Below are 19380 nucleotides of genomic sequence, written 5' to 3'. Positions count from 1 at the left end.
GTCTTTGTCTCGCGACGGCGTTTCGTTAAAATTATAGGAAGATTGTTTCTTAATGCTGAATCGATCCGCCGAATTTATGTCCAGCGACCGCTTGGACGAGCGAGATCAATATTCTTTTTCGTAGAAGATGCCAGCCGAACCGCCACCACTCCCGGCTGAGCCCTTGAGCTTCACGCCACGGCCCACATCCAGGTTGATGCTGGCCTTGGCTCCGCTGCTGCCGCCTTGTTCCACCTGAAAGTAGGTCTTGTCATTCAGGCGCCGTCCCAATGAGACACTGGTTTGGCCATTATCGTCTGTTTTGAGGTCCAGATCGTCTACACCCAGCTTGCCGCGCAAGGTCTGGAACAGCGAACTGTCCCCACCGCCCGCAAGCTGGCTGACGGCATCCGCCAATTGGGCGATCTGAAGGGCCGAAAGACGCGACATGGATTGGCCGAAAATCAGGCGTGCCAGCACTTCGTCCTGCGGAAGGGAGGGCGACGAGGTGAAGGCAATGTCCGGGTCGTTAGCGACACCGGTCACGGTAATGGTGATGGTCGTCTGGTTGGAACTGGTCTCGGCGGCCATGTCCAGCACGGGGATCAGACTGCCGCCAAACGTAATCTTGCCGCTGGTAAAATCGAGGCGCTTGCTGAGGATGACGATACGGCCGCGGCGCATTTCAAAACCACCGGCGACGACAGGGTCTGACGCTGAGCCACGGATGGTGAGATTGCCACCAAGTTCCGCATCTATCCCGCGTCCTCGCACAAAGATACCGTTAGGAGCATTCAGAACCAGATCGAGGGAAAGATTGCTGTTCGTGCCTTCGCCCCCCTTCGGCGCCAGTGCAGCGAGAAGAGCTCGCACATCAGGCGGCGCGTTGCGATGCTTGACGTTGATTTCCGCAAGCGAGGCTGGAAGCTTCGCAGGAACCGTGATGTTTGCACGCGTGAGGGTCACCGTTCCGCCCAGCGACGGATTTTGCAGCAATGGACCGGTCACAGTCAGGTTGCCGTTGGCGGTGGCATTGAACAAGGTTCCATCAACATAGGTGGCGTTGTTCAATGCAATGCGCAGGTCTGCGGCAAAGCCGTCCGTCAACCCGACGCTGCCCTGTGCTGCAATTGTACCGCCCGTCGAGAGCGACGCAGAGATTGTCGCGATTTCTGCGCGATCACGATTGAAATTCACCTGGGCATTGATGTTGTTGAGGGCCAGGTTACGACGAACATCGATGAGGCGGGCTCCGCTGGTGGAGGCGTTACCGGTTATCTGAGGCGCCGCCGCGGTTCCAGAGACCGATACGTTGATGGTGCCCGTGCCTTCCGGAACAAAGCCCTGTGCTGAAAGCTGGCTTGCCAGAAGGCCAAAGGGCAGCGTGCCCTGAAAGCGCAGATCCAGCGGCTTTGAACCCGCCAGCCCGACGCTTCCGCCGCCGGACAGGTTCAATCCGCCAGCGCCGCCAAGCGTCGTCTGGAAGTTGAGGCGGTTGTCGGCGAACGTGCCTTCCGTGGTGATACGGAAGCCTTGCAGCCCTGCACTTCTGGTCTGTGCAAGCGATGCATCATTCCAGGCCAGATCGAAACGGGCGCCCGTGTTTCCATTGCCGAGTGCGGAAACCTTGCCGGAAATAATGCCGGAAGCGCCGAGGTTCGGCACAAAGGCGTTGGCAAGATTGGCAGGCAGCGCATTGATGTCGGCGTTGAGGTTGAGGGCAGGGGCTCCCTGACCGCCCTGCGGCAGCGATACATCACCGCCAGCGGTGACCGAAAGACCGCTGGGGCCAGTGAGACGCGTTGTGCCAAGTGTCAGGCGGTTGTTTGAGAAGGAGCCTTCTGCCCGCAGATTGAGGGGACCAACTGCGGCGTCACCCTGACGCCGAATTGCGCCGTCAGCCCACTGAACGTCATAGCGGACGGACGGTGAGGCAGCAGTTCCGGCAATGTTTGCCGAACCGGACACCAAACCGGATGCCTGCACGCCTGGAAGAAAGGCATTGGCGAGGCTTGCTGGAAGCGCCACAAGCTGGGCGGTCAGATCCAGCGGACGCTCGCCTGCCAGGCCAATCGTACCCTTTGCGGACGCTGATAGTCCTTGCGGCCCCGTCAGTTGCACATCATTCAGGCTCAACATTCCTTCGGCCAAGCGTCCGTCTGCGTCGAGATTCAGTCCTGCAAGGCCAGATGTGCGTGTTTGTGACGTTGCGACATCCGCCCAGCGCAGCTTGAAGTTGGCAATCGGTGCTTCAGGGGTGCCGGTCGAGGAAACAGTGCCGGAGATGATCCCACCGGCATCAAGATCGGGCGCAAATGCATTTGCCAAGGCTGCAGGCAGGGCAGCGATCGATGCGTTCACGTCGATGGCCGGTCCCTGCGTGCCGCTCACGACGACGCGCCCCTTGGCGTTGACGGAAAGGCCTGAAGGATCGGTCAGGGATGTATCGCCGAGAGTAAGAGTACCATTCTCAAAGCTGCCGGTAGCGCGCAACGTCATGTCGCGAACGCCGGTCTGGCGGCTCTGGGCAATCGCAATATCAGAACCTTGCAGTTGATATTGAACCGCGGGTGCATCGGTGCGGCCGGACAGCGTAATGGAGCCGTTCAAGATGCCTCCTGCCTGTAGACCCGGATGCAGCACATCGGCGAGTGAAAGCGGCAGATTGGCGATATTCGCCGTCATGCTAAGCGCTTTGTCGCCAGTCAGCGCTGCCGTTCCGGAAGCTGCCAGGGAAAGCCCGTTGGCGCCGGTGAGGCTGGCGTTCGACAGGTTGAGAACCTGGTTTTCGAGGCGTCCGCTTGCGGTCATGCCAAGCGGTGTCATTACAGCATCCCGGGTCTGTTTCAGCGTCAGGTCTTTCACAGCCATCTCGAAGACAGCAGCAGGCGTGCTCAATGAACCGCTTGCGTTGATCGTTCCCGATAGAACGCCCTCTGCGCCGATGTCAGGACGCAAGGCATTCAAAAGGCTTGCCGGAATTGCATGCAACTTTGCCTGGAGCCCCAAGGCATTGCCGTTGCTCACGGCAATCGTGCCACTCGCTTCCGCCGAAAGGCCCTGCTCGCCAGTCACTGACAGCCGGTCGATTATCACAGTATCGCCGGAGAAGCGCCCCGAGAGATCGGAGTCGATGCGGTTCATTTCTGCGGCGCGTGTCTGAGCCAGGGAAGCATTCGAGAGTTTTGCTTGAAAAGCGGCTTCTGGAGCGCTTGCCGAACCCGAAATCGTGACGGTGCCGGTCAATTGGCCACGTGCGTCGAGATCCGCGACGAAAGCGTTGGCAAGGCTCGCAGGCACCGAAACGAGATTGCCGCGGATATCTAGACTCTGCGGCGTGTTGGTTCCTACCGTTCCACCCGCATTGATTGAAAGGCCGTCGCGGCCGGTCAATGTCGTCTGTTCCAGCGTCAGCGTGCCGTTCTGGAAGCGTCCCCGGCTGGAGAGCGACAGGGGGCCCAGGCCGCGTGCCTTCGTTTCGGCAACATGAGCATTCTGCCATCCGAGGCTGTATCGAATGACGGGACTAGATGTGGTGCCGGAGACTGTGACTGCGCCACCGATCATGCCTTCGGCCCCGAGGCCGGGGCGGAATTCGTCGGCTATGGCCGCTGGCAGGTCGCTCAGCCGGAGCGCCACATTCAACTGGGGCCCCCCCGCACTGCCTTCGATGACGAGACGGCCGCCGCCTGCGTTCAAGACGATGCTGCCGAGATTTGCCACACCATCAGAAATCGTCACCCGAGCCGGGTTCGCCAGTGCGAGATTCAACCCGGAGGGCTTTGCCTCGAGACGATCCAGAACGAGCGTCATGCCGTCCGGATGAGAGCGATCGAAGGCGCCCGTCATGACGAGCGGCGCGTCGGAATAACGGCTTGCCAGATTGAATCCGAGAATGCCAGACCTGTCGGCAAGCGTCAGCGCCGTGTCGGCCAGTACTTGTCCGCCTGCGTTCAGCTTAGCCGCGTGAATGACGCCATCGACCGAAAATCCAAGCAGATCCTTGCTTGTGATGTTAAGAGCAGGGCCCTCGATCACGGTACTGTCGTAGGAAACGGATTGACCCGTCGCGTTGATCGTCGCGGAGATCTTGCCGTTCGACTGGCCGAGGCTTAAGGAGCCGCGAAGGTCGCCGCCCGCCTGTTGACCAGCCAAGGAAGCAAGCAGACCAATATCCGGCCAATCGAAAGCAAGTTGTCCTTGCGGCAGGAAGTCGGGAGAAAATGCCAGATTTCCGCTCAGCCGGTTCGCACCCGCATCCAGCGCCAGCCGCGGCAGACGAATGGTTCCGTTTTCGCGGCGCACTTCAGCATCGAGTTTCAGCGGCTTGCCGTCCACGCGACCCGATACGAGCGCCATGCCACCAATGGAAGACGTGCCGACCGTACCGTCGAAGCGGGCGCTGACGGCCTCAAGCGTCCGGCCGCTGTAGCGGGCTTCTGCGGAGTTGACGACGGCCTTTACGCCGATCGCGTTCAGCGGCCCGTCCAATACGACGTCATAGCCTGCTGCGCCCTTGGCGTCGGGCTGAAAGCGTCCAATCTCGGGCACGCGTCCCGCCAGATGCGCATTGAGTTTCGTGCCGTCCCACAGCACATTGCCGTGGCCTTCGATCGTGCTTGATTTGACGACGAGGTTTTCGAGGCTGATCCGGCCGCCGATGACGCCATCGACATAGCCTTCGACACCGATCCCATCATCGAAGTAACGTCCTGCGGCTATTGGCAGCCCAGTCGGGTTCAGCGATATGCGGATATTGCCGGTAACCGATTGTTTTGCCGTATTGAAGGCACCGCTGATGGTGCCGGATGCTTTGCCGCTTTCAAAGGTCGATGCATCGAGACCAATTGCGGGCGGAGCGAGCCTGATCGGAGCGTCGAGCCGGATCGGCCCCTGGACCAGACGATCCAGATCCGGATTTTCAAAATCGGCCTGGGCGATGCTGAGCCGCGTGCGAACGCTGCCGGATTGCTCGACAAGGTTCAGGTCTTCGCTTTCTGCCTGAAGTCGCACCTGAGCCAGGGAAGCTCCTGCTGCATTGATGGACTTCAGCGCTGCTGTCGCATTGAAACGTGATCCTTCAGCCGGTCCGGTCAGCGTGAAGTTCAGGTTATCGATTGCAAAGCGCGCGGATTGCGGCTGCATAGGCCATTCAAGATTGATCGAGCCGTTGGTCGCGGTCGCGCTAACGGTCAGGCTGTTGTCACCGGAAGGATCCAGCGCTCCCGATGCCTGCACCTTCATGGAACCTGTAGCCAGTTCGCCCTTCTTGATTTCAATCCGCCCGCTCTGGCTGACCAGGGCGCCCAGATTGACATCCGTTCGCCCGATGAAAAGCGGACGAAATGCCGGGGGCAGAAGCTCGGAAAGCTGGCCACCGCCATGGATCTGAAGCTGGTGAACACCCTCGGCAGATAATTCATGCCGGCCATCAATGCTGATCACGGGCTTGTTGTCGACCGTGCCACGCAACTGCCCGGACCAGTTGGACAATGGCCCCTGTCCGTCCAGCGCCAGCGCCAGCGAAGGTGCGCCCGGCAAATGCAGGAGGCGCGCCAGCAGTCCGCCCTGCGGTTCCGAAACAAGGGCCTGAAGCTTCAGTTCGTTCTGCTGCGGCGCGAAGACGAGGTCTGTCTTCGCAAGTGCATTTGGTACATCCTTGCGCCGCGCGGCAAGCTGCAGTGCCACGCGTTCGCCGGTCGCGTTTGCGGCGCCCTCTGCGGAAAGCTCGAAGCGACGCCCGGTGATCGCAGGCTCAAGCTCGATATCCGGCAAGGCGAAGCGATCGATTTCGATGGCCACAGGTAATGAGAAGCCGCCGCTGCCGGAACTTGTTGCGGGCTGCTGCTGCGCCGGAACCGGGGGGCGAATTGCCTTCAATTCGGCGATTTCGATCCGGTCCGCGTGGAAAGTGCGGCGCAGAAGCGAAAGCGGAGACCAGTCCACCAGGATGTTGCTTGCCTCGGCGTAAACACCGTTGCGATCGGACAGCGCGATGCGGTCGATTTTCAGGTTGCCCGTCAGCAGCCCCTGCGGCGCTGACACGGAAATAGATTGGTCGGGCGACGAAATCGCGGAGGAGATCAACTTTCCGGCCAAGCGGCTGCCCGCAGGAACGAAGCCAAGGAACAGCACGAAGCCGATGATACCGACGAGCAGGATCGTTACCACGGCAAGCGCGGTGCGCAATATCCAGCTTCTGGCACGCGATGACGATGTCATTGGTGCGGGTTCATCCTTGGCACGGTCCTGGATTCCTTATCCTGATCCTTGGTGTTTGGCGACATCAGAATGATTGTCCAATGCCAGCGTAGATACCGTATTGGCTCCCGCCCGGATAGCGGTTCAACGGTAATGCGATGTCTAACCGCAGAGGGCCAAACGGAGTTGCGTAGCGAACCCCGATTCCGGCGCCCATGCGAATATCGGAGAAATCGGGCGCGATTTCGGTGGAAACGGTTCCAACGTCAAAAAATGGCACAATTCCGATCTTTTCGTTGATTTTGACGCGCGCCTCCAGGTTCGCAACCGTATAGGAGCGGCCACCGAGCGCGCGGTTTTGCGTATCGTAGGGGGAAATTTCCCGGAAGGTGTAGCCGCGCACCGAGCCGCCACCACCCATATAGAAGCGCCTGATGGTCGGAATATCCCGCAGGTTGTCGGTGCCGACGATCGTTCCCGCTGACAGCCTCCCTGCCAGAACCACCCGGTTCTCCTCGCCCAGTCCCAGATATCCGGAAATCGACCCCTCGAAGGACGAGAATATCGAGCCGCGATAGGTCTCGTAGCTTGGTTTTGCCGATGCGGTCAGGCGATAGCCTTCGGTCGGCTCCAGCTTGTTGTCGCGGGCGTCACTTTCGAACTCGATCGGCAGCGAAAAGGTCAGGTAACGGTTCCGGCCGAACGCGTCTTCGCTCTCGCTCCAGGCAATTTCGCCACCACCCTTCACCTTGTCCTGTTCGTTCAGTTCGTAGGTCAGGGTCGCAAGTGCGGTAATCGTGTTGGCCGTGTAGACGTCAGGCGTCTCGCGCTTCGCCCGCAGGCTGGCATCGAAGGTCATCTCCGGAATCTTGAAGCCGGGTTCGGAGTAGATGATGCCTGCCGAGTAATCATAGGTGTTGAGGTCGGTCGTCGCACCAATGCCGGAAACCTGTCCCTCGATCCGGAGAGATTCCGCCTGGCCGAAAAGATTGCGGTGTCCCCAGTAGCCGGAAACGCCTGCGCCATCGATGGAGGAGAATTCCGCCCCGAAACCGAAGTAGCGGAACTTTCCGTCAGCAACCTCGATACTGAGCGGCAGTGAACCATCCGGCATCAGCGCATCGGCTTCGCGTATCGTCACGCTCGAGAAAACGCCGAGTTCCCGCAATCGGTCACCAGCTTTCTTTAGCTGTTCCGGGGAATAGGTCTCGCGTCTGTCGAGGCGGGAATAACGGCGGATGAAATCCTGATCGACGCCCTCAGAGCCTCGTACAGTCACAGTACCGAAAGGCGCGACAGGCCCGCTTGTCGCGCTGATTGTTACTGCGACGGTATTCGTCGCATGATCGGCGATGACGTCGCGCTTGCCAATCTTCGAAAGCGGCCTTCCCTGCTTTTTGAGGTCGCGAATGATCCGCTCGCCCGCCTGGATGATCGATACGGAGCCCGCCTTGTTGCCCGGTTCCAGGCCTACGGATATCGGATCGATCCCGGCGGCATCGCCCTCGAGCGTTACCTTGCCAAGTGCAAATTCGGGCCCAGGCTCGACCGTCACGACAACGGGGACGGGCTGGCTATGGTCGAACGCGGGAACCGGTGGCAGCCTGTCGATCTCCTGGCCCGCAATCGTTATGCGCACGACGGCGCCATAACGCGCTTCTTCATAAAGAACGGCCACAAGCCGGTCGCGATCTTCGCGCGCCTTGATGACAAGGCCGAGATCGCCCGAGACCGGTTGCTTCTCATCCGATTTGAGAGCGCTTGTCGTTTCCAGCCGATCCTTCAGGTCGCCGGTTGCCGTCGTCAGGTTCAGGGTGGTGCTGTAACGGACCGGATCTATGACATCGGCGGCCTCTTCCTCCTCACTTCCGAAGAGGTTTATTCCAAAGAGTTTGAAGGCATGGGCAGGTTCAGTGAATCCCAGACTCGTGGCTATTCCCGCCGCCAGAAGAACTGCGAGATTTCTTTTCCGGTACGCCATCATGCGGACCGGTACGCACATCGTCTTGCTCGTAATCAGTTCGGCTCTTCCCACCCGTTCAGACGCGAGCGTCTATAATCAATTTATCTAATGTATCTGAAAATGGCATCCCAGGGTACCGTTTATATGCCACACTGTCAGCAAAAAGCCCCGGATCGAGTCCGGGGCCAATTTTCTTGTTCAATAAACTGGCGTTGAAGAGCTCAGTAGCCGCGCGGGCACGCGTCCACATAGCGACGGCCATAACGGTCGCGGTAGTAGCACTGGCCAGGCTGCTCGGAAACAGAGCCAATGACAGCGCCCGAAAGGCCGCCAATGGCAGCGCCCACAGCGGCGCCGCGAACATTGCCGGTTGCCAGGCCGCCGATGACGGCACCTGCGCCCGCGCCGATGCCGGCGCCACGTTCTGTGGCGGTGCAGCCTGCGAGGGTCGCGCCCACCATGAGAAGCATAATTGCCTTCTTCATTACTCTCTCCAACTTTGAACGATCGTTTCCAGCTCTTCGGCCGGTCCCGTCTAGGCTAACACCAGCCAAGATTAACCCAGCTTGAACGGGAGGATATGACTCAAATCCAGGAAGTCTAGAGCCTGCCCGAAGAAGTTTCATTGATCCTCATTGATTTGATGCCGCAGGAAAAAACTATCTGTTGCTCACTGCTAAAAAAAAGACCAATGATGCACCCCACGTGTTTGAGGAGACACGTTCCCTGTTCGGGGATTTTGGGAGGAAATCATGGCGAAAGTGACGTTGACGGTGAATGGCCGGACGATGTCGGGCGAGTGCGACGACCGCACTCTGCTCGTACACTTCATCCGGGATAAACTGGGCCTGACCGGCACCCATGTGGGATGTGATACGACCCAATGCGGTGCGTGCGTGGTGCATATGGATGGAAAGTCGGTCAAAAGCTGTTCCATCCTGGCGGTGCAGGCTGCCGGTTCCAGCGTCACCACCATTGAAGGCATTGCATCTCAAGGCGAATTGCATCCGGTACAGGCGGCGTTCAACCAGCACCACGGGCTTCAGTGCGGCTTCTGCACGCCCGGCATGGTGATGACGGCAGTCGATATGATCAATCGCCATGGCGGCCAGCTGGATGAGGTGACCGTCCGACACGAGCTGGAAGGTAATATCTGTCGGTGCACCGGCTACCACAACATCGTCAAGGCCGTGCTTTCCGCCAATGAAGAGATGCATGGCGCATCGCGCCAGGCTGCCGAGTAGATTTCGAACGGGCATCCGGCGGATCATTTCTGTCTCCGATGGCAGCTTTCGCCGTGGCCTTTCAATGCTGTTCTATCGCTTTCATCTGGAGGAGATGACATGGGTATGGAAGGGATTGGTGCGCGCGTTGCCCGCAAGGAGGACAAGAGGTTCCTCACGGGCAAGGGTCGCTACACTGACGACATGGTCGTTCCGGGCATGAAATATGCCTATTTCGTGCGTAGTCCGCACGCGCATGCAAAGATCACCGGGATCAATGTTTCAGCGGCCAAGGCCATGCCCGGCGTCATTGATGTTCTGGATGGCAAGCAGTTGCAGGCTGATGGTATCGGAAACCTGATCTGTGGCTGGATGATCCACTCGAAGGATGGGTCTCCGATGAAAATGGGCGCATGGCGCCCTCTGGCGGTGGATACGGTGCGCTATGTGGGCGATGCCGTTGCCATCGTGGTGGCCAATTCCGTTGCGGAAGCTCGCGATGCGGCTGAGGTCGTGACGGTCGATTATGAGGAACTTCCGGCTGTCATCACGTCTGTGGCGGCACTCGAAGCCGGGGCGCCGCAAATCCATCCGGAAGCACCAGGCAATCTGATCTTCGACTGGCAGATCGGCGATGGTGCGGCGACCGACAAGGCCATCGCCGAAGCGGCGCATGTCACGGAAATTGAGATCCTCAACAACCGTCTTTCGCCAAACCCCATGGAGCCGCGTGCGGCTCTCGGCGTCTATGACGAAGCAGAAGACCATTATACCTGCTACACCACCAGCCAGAACCCGCATGTCGCGCGTCTGGTCATGAGCGCCTTCTATAATGTCGCGCCGGAAAACAAGCTGCGCGTCATTGCGCCGGATGTCGGTGGCGGTTTTGGCTCCAAGATCTATATCTATCCGGAAGAAATCGTCTGTCTCTGGGCCTCGAAAAAGACCGGCGTTCCGGTAAAATGGACGTCTGACCGCACGGAAGCCTTCCTGACGGATGCCCATGGCCGCGATCATGTGTCAAAGGTCAAGATGGCCTTCGACAAGGATCACCGCATCATCGGGTTGAAGGTGGATACGATCGCCAATCTCGGCGCCTACATGTCGCTCTTCTCGTCGGCGGTGCCGACCTATCTCTATGCGACGCTGCTGTCGGGCCAATATGCCATTCCGGCGATCCACGCCAATGTCCGCACGGTTTACACCAATACGGTGCCTGTGGATGCCTATCGCGGGGCAGGCCGTCCGGAAGCCACCTACCTTCTCGAACGCACGATGGAAGTGGCGGCGCGTGAACTGGGTGTTTCGCCAGCAGAGCTTCGCCGCAAGAACTTCATCCGCTCCTTCCCCTACCAGACGCCGGTCATCATGAATTATGATGCGGGCGACTACGAAGCTTCGCTCAGCGCGGCCATGTCTGCTGCGGATTGGGATGGCTTCGCGGCGCGTCGGGCCGAGGCAGAAGGGCGCGGCAAGAAGCGCGGGATCGGCATGAGCTGCTATATCGAGGCCTGCGGCATCGCACCCTCGCAGGCGGTCGGTTCTCTTGGTGCCGGTGTCGGCCTCTGGGAATCGGCGGAAGTGCGGGTGAATGCGGTTGGTACCATCGAGGTTCTCACCGGCTCACACAGCCATGGGCAGGGCCACGAAACCACCTTCGCCCAGCTGGTTGCGGATCGCCTTGGCGTACCGCTTGCCAGTGTCAATATCGTGCATGGCGATACGGACAAGGTGCAGATGGGCATGGGCACCTATGGTTCGCGTTCCGGTGCCGTTGGCATGTCGGCCATCGTCAAGGCACTCGACAAGGTGGAAATGAAGGCGAAAAAGATCGCTGCGCATCTGATGGAGGCGGACGAGAGCGATATCGTCATCGAAAACGGCGCGCTGAAGGTGGCGGGCACGGACAAGACACTTCCCTGGTTCCAGATGGCGCTTGCGGCCTATACCGCCCACAATCTTCCGGCAGGCATGGAGCCGGGCCTGAAGGAAACCGCCTTTTACGATCCGTCCAACTTCACCTTCCCGGCGGGCTGCTACATCGCGGAGGTGGAAATCGACCCGGATACCGGCAAGACGGAGATCATCCAGTTCGTTGCAGCGGATGATTTCGGCAATATCATCAATCCGATGATCGTCGAAGGTCAGGTGCATGGTGGGCTTGCGCAGGGAATTGGTCAGGCGCTGCTGGAAGAGGTGCGCTATGACGAAACGAGCGGTCAGCTTCTGACAGCCAGCTACATGGATTACGCCATGCCGCGGGCTGACGATCTGCCATCGTTCAAGCTCTCGCACCAGAACACGCCGTGCCCCAGCAATCCACTTGGCATCAAGGGCTGTGGTGAGGCCGGTGCCATCGGTTCGCCCCCGGCGCTTATCAACGCCATCACGGATGCGATCGGTGTCGAGATCACCATGCCCGCCACGCCGCTCAAGGTCTGGCAGGCGTTGCAGGCTGCGCAGCCGCGCATGGCTGCAGAATAAGGGGAGGGAAAGGCATGTACGATACCAATTACCACCGCGCCTCCTCGGTCGAAGAGGCCGTAAAGCTGCGCTCCTCGCAGGATGAGGCGCGCTATCTCTCCGGCGGCATGACGCTCATTGCCACGATGAAGCAGCGGCTCGCCGCGCCTTCCGATCTTGTCGATCTGCGCCATGTGGCCAGCATGAAGGGCATATCGGTCGAAGGCCGCAAGGTGCGCATCGGAGCAGGCACGACCCATGCGGAAGTTGCCTCCTCTTCGGCATTGAAATCTGTATGTCCGGCCATCTGCCATCTGGCCGGCATGATTGGTGATCCGCATGTGCGCCACATGGGAACGATTGGCGGCTCTGTCGCCAATAATGATCCGGCGGCGGATTATCCGTCCGCCGTTCTCGCACTGAACGCGACGGTCGTGACGGATCGCCGGGAGATCGTAGCGGATGATTATTTCCAGGGCATGTTTGATACGGCACTGGAAGAAGGCGAACTCATCACCGCCATCACCTTCGAGGCGCCGGAAAAGGCGGGCTATGCCAAGTTCCCCAATCCGGCATCCCGCTATGCGCTCACCGGCGTGTTTGTCGCCAAGGGGGCATCGGGTGTGCGCGTGGCCGTGACCGGTGCCGGATCGAACGGCGTTTTTCGTGCGACTGACATCGAAATAGCGCTGTCCGCCAGCTGGTCGTCAGATTTCGTTGCCTCTGTTGCTGTCGACGCAGGTCAGTTGATGGAGGATATGCACGCGACACCGGAATATCGCGCAAACCTGGTAAAGGTCATGGCCAAACGCGCCGTGGCCATGGCCGGTTAACGGTGCTTCGATCCGATTGAGAGGGGCGGCTTCGGTCGCCCTTTTTCCGAGGGCTTGATGTGAATCAATTTTTTCTTATCGGACCTTTCATAAATTGATATTGGAATGATTCAAAATAATGGGCCAAATGACGCAGGGGCGCTTGAATCGGCGGCTGCAGGCTTGACGGGACAAACCTCTGCACCCAAAAACGGGGTGCAGGTTCTGGAGTGTAGGAATGGATTTCGAGGCATTTTTTAAAGGCGAACTGGACAGTCTTCATCAGGAAGGCCGCTATCGCGTGTTCGCTGATCTCGAGCGTCACCGTGGCAATTTTCCGCGGGCAACGCGCCACACTCCGGAAGGCAAGCGTGATGTTACCGTCTGGTGCTCCAATGATTATCTCGGCATGGGCCAGCATCCGGCTGTAATCGCTGCCATGCATGAGGCGATCGATCACTGTGGCGCGGGTGCTGGCGGCACCCGGAATATTTCTGGAACCAACCACTATCATGTTCTGCTCGAGCAGGAACTTGCCGATCTGCACGGCAAGGAAGCCGCTCTGATCTTCAATTCCGGTTACATGTCCAACTGGGCCACGCTCGGCACGCTTGGCCAGAAGATCCCTGGCCTCATTGTGTTTTCGGATGCGCTGAACCACGCTTCGATGATCGAGGGCATTCGCTATGGTAAGTGCGAGCGTGTGATCTGGAAGCATAACGATCTGGATGATTTGCGCGCCAAGCTGGCTGCTGCCGACCCGAAGTCCCCCAAACTCATCGCCTTCGAATCAGTCTACTCCATGGACGGCGATATCGCCCCGATCAAGGACATCTGTGATCTCGCCGATGAATTCGGCGCCATGACCTATCTCGACGAAGTGCATGCCGTTGGCATGTATGGCCCACGCGGCGGTGGCATTGCCGAGCGCGAAGGCCTGATGGATCGTGTTACGATTATCGAAGGCACGCTCGCTAAAGCATTCGGCGTCATGGGTGGCTATATCACTGGCTCGGCTGCCGTGTGTGATTTCATCCGTTCTTTCGCTTCCGGTTTCATCTTCACGACGTCGCTGCCGCCGGCTCTGGCCGCCGGGGCCCTGGCTTCCATCCGCCATCTGAAGAACAGTCCCTTCGAGCGCGCCCGCCATCAGGATCGCGTGCGCAAGCTGCGCGCTTCGCTGGATGCCCGCGGCATTCCGCACATGATGAACCCGAGCCATATCGTGCCGGTCATGGTGGGCGATGCGGCCAAGTGCAAGTGGATCTCGGATCTGCTGCTCGATCATTCGGATATCTACGTGCAGCCGATCAACTATCCGACCGTGCCGCGCAAGACCGAGCGCCTGCGCATCACGCCGACGCCGCTGCATTCCGATGCCGACATCGAGCATCTGGTTGGCGCGCTGCATCAGCTCTGGTCGCGTTGCGCACTGGCCCGTGCGGTCGCCTGACCCATAGTTTCACAGCTTGAAATTAAAGACGGATCATGGACACATGGTCCGTCTTTTGTTTTTCAGGGAGTGCTGGCCCATGTCCATGGACCGCGTCAACGATGTTCTTGACCGGGTCACCGGCAGCGGCCGCATCACCGGGGCCGTGGTGCTGATCTATCGCGATGGCGAGCCGATTTTCGAGCGGGCTGTCGGCTTTCAGGACCGGGAGGCTGCTGTCCCGGTTCGCCTCGATACGATCTTCCGTTACGCCTCGGTGACGAAGCCCATCGTTGCTGCCACTACGCTTTCCATGGTGGATCGCGGCCTTCTCAGCCTGAGCGATCCTGTTGCCGATTATCTGCCGTGGTTCCGGCCTCTCAACCCGGATGGAACCCTGGCTGATCTGCGTGTGCGCCACCTCATCACCCACACCTCTGGCCTGATTTATGATGCAAGCCTCGAAGGGTTGGAACCGGAACGTGCTGTCAATCAGGGGCTTGGCAATACCAATCTTTCGCTGGAGCAGAATTTCTCACGGCTGAGTGGCACCAGGCTGGCGTTTCGGCCAGGGGATCAGTGGGCCTATTCCACCGCGATCGATGTCTTGGGTGCGGTGGTGGAACGGGTGCATGGCGCTTCGTTGGAGGATGCGGTCGTTCATCATGTGGCCGGGCCTCTCCAGATGCGGGATGCGCGTTTCCACGTTACCGATCTCTCCCGGCTGGCCGTTGCCTATGCCGATTCAACCGATGGCCCGATCCGCATGCCGGACCCTTGGCATTCAAGAAGCGAAAGGTTCGACGGCGTATTCTCACCCTCGCGCATTTTCAACGCCCAGGCGTTCCAGTCGGGCGGGGCGGGTATGGCGGGAACCGCGCGTGATGTGATGCGGCTTCTGGAAACAATCCGCACCGGTGGCGATCCCATCTTCTCAGCGTATCTGGCCGAAGCCGGTCTCTCCAATCAGATTGGTCAGGTGGCTGGCAATCCGGGTCAGCGGTTTGGCTATTTCGGCGCAATTATCACCGATTCTCTGGCGGCCGGAACGGCGCTGCCAAAGGGTGCCATCCAGTGGGGCGGCGTTTACGGCAACACATGGTTCATCTTGCCGGAGCAGGGCATGACGGTCGTCAGCCTTACCAACAATGCGCTGGAAGGCTGTAATGGTCCCTATGTGGAAATGTTGCGCGCAGCCGTCTGCAAAAGTCTCTGACGCTTCACAAAATCCGGTAAGGCACGATGGAACGGTTATCGTGATCCACCGCCAGCCTGCTTTTCAGCGGCGGCACCGCGCGTTGCGGGCAGGTGTGCCGTTCGCAGATCCGGCAGGATATGCCAATCGGCTCGAAGGCGGCGCGGGTGTCGAGGTCGAGATCATCTGCATAGACGAAGCTGTCTGCATAGGAAATCTCGCAGCCGAGCGCCAGCGCATAGCGTGGCTGCACCGCGCGGAAGCCCCCGCTTCCCTTGGTGATCTGGGTGGCGAGACAGAGGTAGCGCACGCCATCCGGAGTCTCTGCCAGTTGCCGGATGATCCGCCCCGGCATTTCGAAAGCCTGATGCACATTCCAGAGCGGGCAGGCGGCTCCGAACCGGGCGAACTGAAGTTTCGCTGCGCTGTGACGCTTGGTGATGTTTCCGGCACGATCCACCCGCGCGAAGAAGATCGGGATGCCCTTCTGCCCCGGTCTTTGCAGCGTGCTCAACCGGTGACAGATCTGTTCCAGACTGGCACCGAACTGGGCGGCGAGAAGGTCCAGATCGTGACGGAGTTCACGGGCGCGTCTCAAAAAGCTTTCGTAGGGCAGGAGCAGGGCTCCGGCGAAATAGTTCTGCAGCCCGATACGACAGATTTCCACCGCTTCGGCTGTGCGAAAACCGGCCTCGCGGGCGATGCGGTCAATGGGGTCGGCGGCAAATAGCTGGGCGATCTGCAGCGCCATTTGAAAATCGCGGGTAGCAGGCGTGGCATAGGCGTTCAGCGAGAGACGACGGGAGGCTGGATCGAAGCTGCGGATGAGTTCGTCCTTCAGGGCGGTCCGCTCCACGCGCACACCAAATCGACTGAGAAGGAAATGCTGAAGTGCGGCATGATTGTCACCGCCGCCAAGGCCGATCTCCTCTGCCAGCCGTTCGGCCATCACATCCAGTTCGTGAATATAGTTGTCGACAAAATGAAAGTAATCGCGCACCTCGTCGTAAGAGGTGGTTTCACTGAGCGCTGCCCGGCCCAGCCGATCGTCCATGCTGGCCAGTTGTTCGCTGGAACGGCGATAGGCCTGATGCGCGGCAATCAGCGCATGGGCAATGGCCGGCGCATTCTGCGTCACCAGCTTCAGATCCTGAAGGCTGCCAGTATAGCCTTCAAACAGTGGATCGGAGAGGGCTTCGGAGAGGGCGGAGAGAAGCCTATCGCCTTCGCCGGAGGAGAGATCGGCAATGCTAACGCTGAACTTCTCCGCCAGTGCCAGCAGAACGGCGGCGGAAACCGGGCGTTGGTTGTTTTCGATCTGGTTGAGATAACTGGTTGAAATACCAAGGCGCTCTGCGAATTGGCTTTGGGTGGCGCGGGCCGCCTCCCGCACGTCCCTCACTTTTCGACCGATGTAAAGCTTGCCAATAGCCATGAGTTTGCAACTTCGCAAAATGCAGTTTGCATATTTATAGATTATACATTGCCACCTCTTCAACCAAAATCCATGTTTCGCCTGCATGGTCAACGCGATACAAGAGAGTTGCACATTCCAAGGGAGGCAGCATTGCGCGCAGTTTTGAACGAAGTGGAAGCACGGCGGGCAGAGGCGCGTCTGGGCGGCGGCCAGAAGCGTATCGACGCGCAGCACGCCAAGGGCAAGCTGACTGCCCGCGAGCGCATCGAAGTCCTGCTCGATGAAGGCTCCTTCGAAGAATATGATATGTATGTCACCCATCGCTGTGTCGATTTCGGCATGGAGGGTCAGAAGGTGGCGGGTGATGGCGTCGTCACCGGCTGGGGTACGATCAATGGCCGTCAGGTCTATGTCTTCTCCCAGGATTTCACGGTTCTTGGCGGCTCCCTGTCTGAAACTCATGCGCAGAAGATCTGCAAGATCATGGATATGGCCGTGCGGGTCGGTGCGCCCGTCATCGGCCTGAATGATTCCGGCGGTGCGCGCATTCAGGAAGGTGTGGCCTCGCTCGCTGGTTATGCGGAAGTGTTTCGTCGTAATGCGGAAGCCTCCGGCGTCATTCCGCAGATCTCCGTCATCATGGGGCCGTGCGCGGGCGGTGCTGTCTATTCTCCTGCCATGACAGACTTCATATTCATGGTGCGGGACTCGTCCTACATGTTCGTCACCGGCCCGGATGTGGTGAAGACGGTGACGAACGAGATTGTGACGGCGGAAGAGCTGGGCGGTGCGTCCACCCATACGAAAAAGTCTTCCGTGGCCGATGCGGCCTATGAGAACGATATCGAAACGCTGGAAGCGGTGCGCCAGCTCTTCGATTTCCTGCCGCTCAACAACCGCGAAAAGCCGCCTATTCGCCCCTTCTTCGATGATCCGGCGCGGGTGGAAATGCGGCTCGATAGCCTGATTCCGGATTCGGCTACCAAGCCCTATGACATGAAGGAGCTTATCTACGCGATTGCGGATGAGGGCGATTTCTTTGAAATTCAGGAAGCTTTTGCCCGCAACATCGTCACCGGTTTCATTCGGCTCGAAGGACAAACGGTCGGCATCGTCGCCAACCAGCCCATGGTGCTGGCCGGGTGCCTTGATATCGATGCTTCGCGCAAGGCGGCGCGCTTCGTGCGTTTCTGCGATGCCTTCTCAATCCCCATCCTGACGCTGGTGGATGTGCCGGGCTTCCTGCCGGGCGTGGCACAGGAATATGGCGGCGTGATCAAGCACGGCGCAAAGCTGCTGTTCGCCTATTCGGAAGCAACCGTTCCTATGGTGACGCTGATCACGCGCAAGGCCTATGGCGGTGCCTATGACGTGATGGCTTCAAAGCATATCGGCGCAGATATCAACTATGCCTGGCCAACGGCGGAAATCGCCGTCATGGGTGCCAAGGGCGCGACGGAAATCCTCTATCGTTCCGAGCTTGGCGATGCGGAAAAGATCGCGGCGCGCACCAAGGAATATGAGGAGCGTTTCGCCAACCCCTTCGTGGCAGCAGAACGCGGCTTCATCGATGAGGTCATCATGCCGCATTCCTCGCGTCGGCGGATCGCGCGTGCCTTTGCCTCGCTGCGTAACAAGCAGATTACGACACATTGGAAAAAGCACGACACGATTCCGCTTTGAGCCTCGCGTCGCGCATTGCGTCACCTATATCATGGGGGCTGCGCCATTCCTCCTCGGCGTCGTCCTCACGAAACAAGGATCTGAAATTCCATGAGCGATTCCAAATTTCCGCCGGAAAAAAACCTGCCAGCCGGCTACGAGCTGCCAAAGGTCTGGACCTGGGAGCCGGGCAATGGTGGCGCTTTCGCCAGCACCAACCGGCCAATTGCTGGTCCCACCCATGATCAGGAATTGAAGGTCGGCAAGCATCCGCTGCAGCTCTATTCGCTGGGCACGCCAAACGGCCAGAAGGTGACGATCCTGCTGGAAGAGCTTCTGGAAGCCGGTCACACGGGTGCCGAATATGATGCCTGGTTGATCAATATCGGCAAGGGTGACCAGTTCGGCTCCGGCTTTGTCAGCGTGAACCCGAATTCCAAGATCCCGGCGCTGGCGGATCATCAGCCGGTTGGTGGCGGCGAACCTGTGCGCCTGTTCGAATCCGGCTCTATCCTTGTCTATCTGGCGGAAAAGTGTGGCGCTTTTCTGCCAAGGGATGTGCGCGGGCGTGCGGAAGCCTTGAACTGGCTGTTCTGGCAGATGGGTTCTGCACCTTTCGTGGGCGGTGGTTTCGGCCATTTCTTCACCTATGCGCCGGTCAAGATCCAATACGCCATTGATCGCTATGCCATGGAAACCAAGCGTCAGCTGGATGTGCTGAACCGTCAGCTGGCTGATAATGAGTTCGTGGCAGGCAGCGAGTACACAATCGCCGATATGGCGATCTGGCCCTGGTACGGCCGTCTTTCACTTGACCAGTCCTATCCGAATGCAGGCGGGTTCCTCTCAACCGCTGAATACGAACATGTTGTGCGCTGGGCAAAGCAGCTCGCGGCCCGTCCGGGTGTGAAGCGCGGTGGCATCGTCAACAAGGCTTCGGGCGATCCGGGCACGTTCCTGCCTGAGCGTCACGACGCATCGGACTTCAACGGCTTGAACGTCTGATCGCACATATCGGCCTGCCTCGTCCAGG

General features: G+C 59.3%; 11 protein-coding genes. 7 read left to right on the top strand and 4 right to left on the bottom strand.

The annotated features are described in order from the left end of the window. Nucleotides 1-105: 105 nt before the first annotated feature. From E8M78_RS03705 to E8M78_RS03695, 3 genes are all read right to left on the bottom strand, one after another. Complete coding sequence (locus E8M78_RS03705; protein WP_137133769.1) at nt 106-6201, bottom strand: translocation/assembly module TamB domain-containing protein; 6096 nt, start codon at nt 6199-6201, stop codon at nt 106-108. Nucleotides 6202-6265: 64 nt separating this feature from the next. Beyond that, complete coding sequence (locus E8M78_RS03700) at nt 6266-8182, bottom strand: autotransporter assembly complex family protein (RefSeq protein WP_246658210.1); 1917 nt, start codon at nt 8180-8182, stop codon at nt 6266-6268. A 182-nt stretch (nt 8183-8364) separates the two neighbouring features. After that, nucleotides 8365-8628 (bottom strand): glycine zipper domain-containing protein, encoded by a 264-nt coding sequence (locus E8M78_RS03695; protein WP_137133768.1) that lies wholly within the window; start codon nt 8626-8628, stop codon nt 8365-8367. 267 nt (nt 8629-8895) lie between these two features. On the opposite strand from E8M78_RS03695, the gene E8M78_RS03690 reads away from it, so the two are divergent. The 5 genes from E8M78_RS03690 (at nt 8896) to E8M78_RS03670 (ending at nt 15289) form a co-directional block, all read left to right on the top strand. Continuing rightward, a complete protein-coding gene (locus E8M78_RS03690) occupies nt 8896-9387 on the top strand; it encodes a (2Fe-2S)-binding protein (RefSeq protein WP_137133767.1) in 492 nt (163 codons plus the stop codon). Between the two features lie 99 nt (nt 9388-9486). Beyond that, nucleotides 9487-11850 carry a xanthine dehydrogenase family protein molybdopterin-binding subunit gene (locus E8M78_RS03685; protein ID WP_137133766.1) on the top strand — a complete coding sequence of 788 codons (2364 nt, stop codon included), beginning with the start codon at nt 9487-9489 and terminating at the stop codon, nt 11848-11850. Between the two features lie 14 nt (nt 11851-11864). Further along, nucleotides 11865-12662 (top strand): xanthine dehydrogenase family protein subunit M, encoded by a 798-nt coding sequence (locus E8M78_RS03680; RefSeq protein WP_137133765.1) that lies wholly within the window; start codon nt 11865-11867, stop codon nt 12660-12662. A gap of 217 nt (nt 12663-12879) precedes the next feature. Beyond that, a complete protein-coding gene (hemA, locus tag E8M78_RS03675) occupies nt 12880-14094 on the top strand; it encodes a 5-aminolevulinate synthase (protein ID WP_137133764.1) in 1215 nt (404 codons plus the stop codon). Between the two features lie 79 nt (nt 14095-14173). Then, nucleotides 14174-15289: a serine hydrolase domain-containing protein gene (locus E8M78_RS03670; protein WP_137133763.1), complete on the top strand. Its 1116-nt coding sequence runs from the start codon at nt 14174-14176 to the stop codon at nt 15287-15289. A gap of 4 nt (nt 15290-15293) precedes the next feature. On the opposite strand, the gene E8M78_RS03665 is transcribed toward E8M78_RS03670, so the two are convergent. Beyond that, on the bottom strand, nt 15294-16703 hold the full coding sequence (locus tag E8M78_RS03665) for an XRE family transcriptional regulator (protein ID WP_137133762.1): 1410 nt from the start codon (nt 16701-16703) through the stop codon (nt 15294-15296). Between the two features lie 132 nt (nt 16704-16835). Here E8M78_RS03665 and E8M78_RS03660 point away from each other — a divergent pair, with 132 nt between their 5' ends. After that, on the top strand, nt 16836-18368 hold the full coding sequence (locus E8M78_RS03660; protein WP_137133761.1) for an acyl-CoA carboxylase subunit beta: 1533 nt from the start codon (nt 16836-16838) through the stop codon (nt 18366-18368). A gap of 90 nt (nt 18369-18458) precedes the next feature. Further along, a complete protein-coding gene (gene yghU / locus E8M78_RS03655) occupies nt 18459-19352 on the top strand; it encodes a glutathione-dependent disulfide-bond oxidoreductase (RefSeq protein WP_137133760.1) in 894 nt (297 codons plus the stop codon). Nucleotides 19353-19380 lie beyond the last annotated feature (28 nt).

Origin of the sequence: Rhizobium sp. FKY42 (assembly GCF_005222835.1) — a bacterium.
Classification (GTDB): Bacteria; Pseudomonadota; Alphaproteobacteria; order Rhizobiales; family Rhizobiaceae; genus Neorhizobium.
Note: the sequence above shows the minus strand (reverse complement) of the source record. Positions and strands in the feature narration are given on the sequence as shown.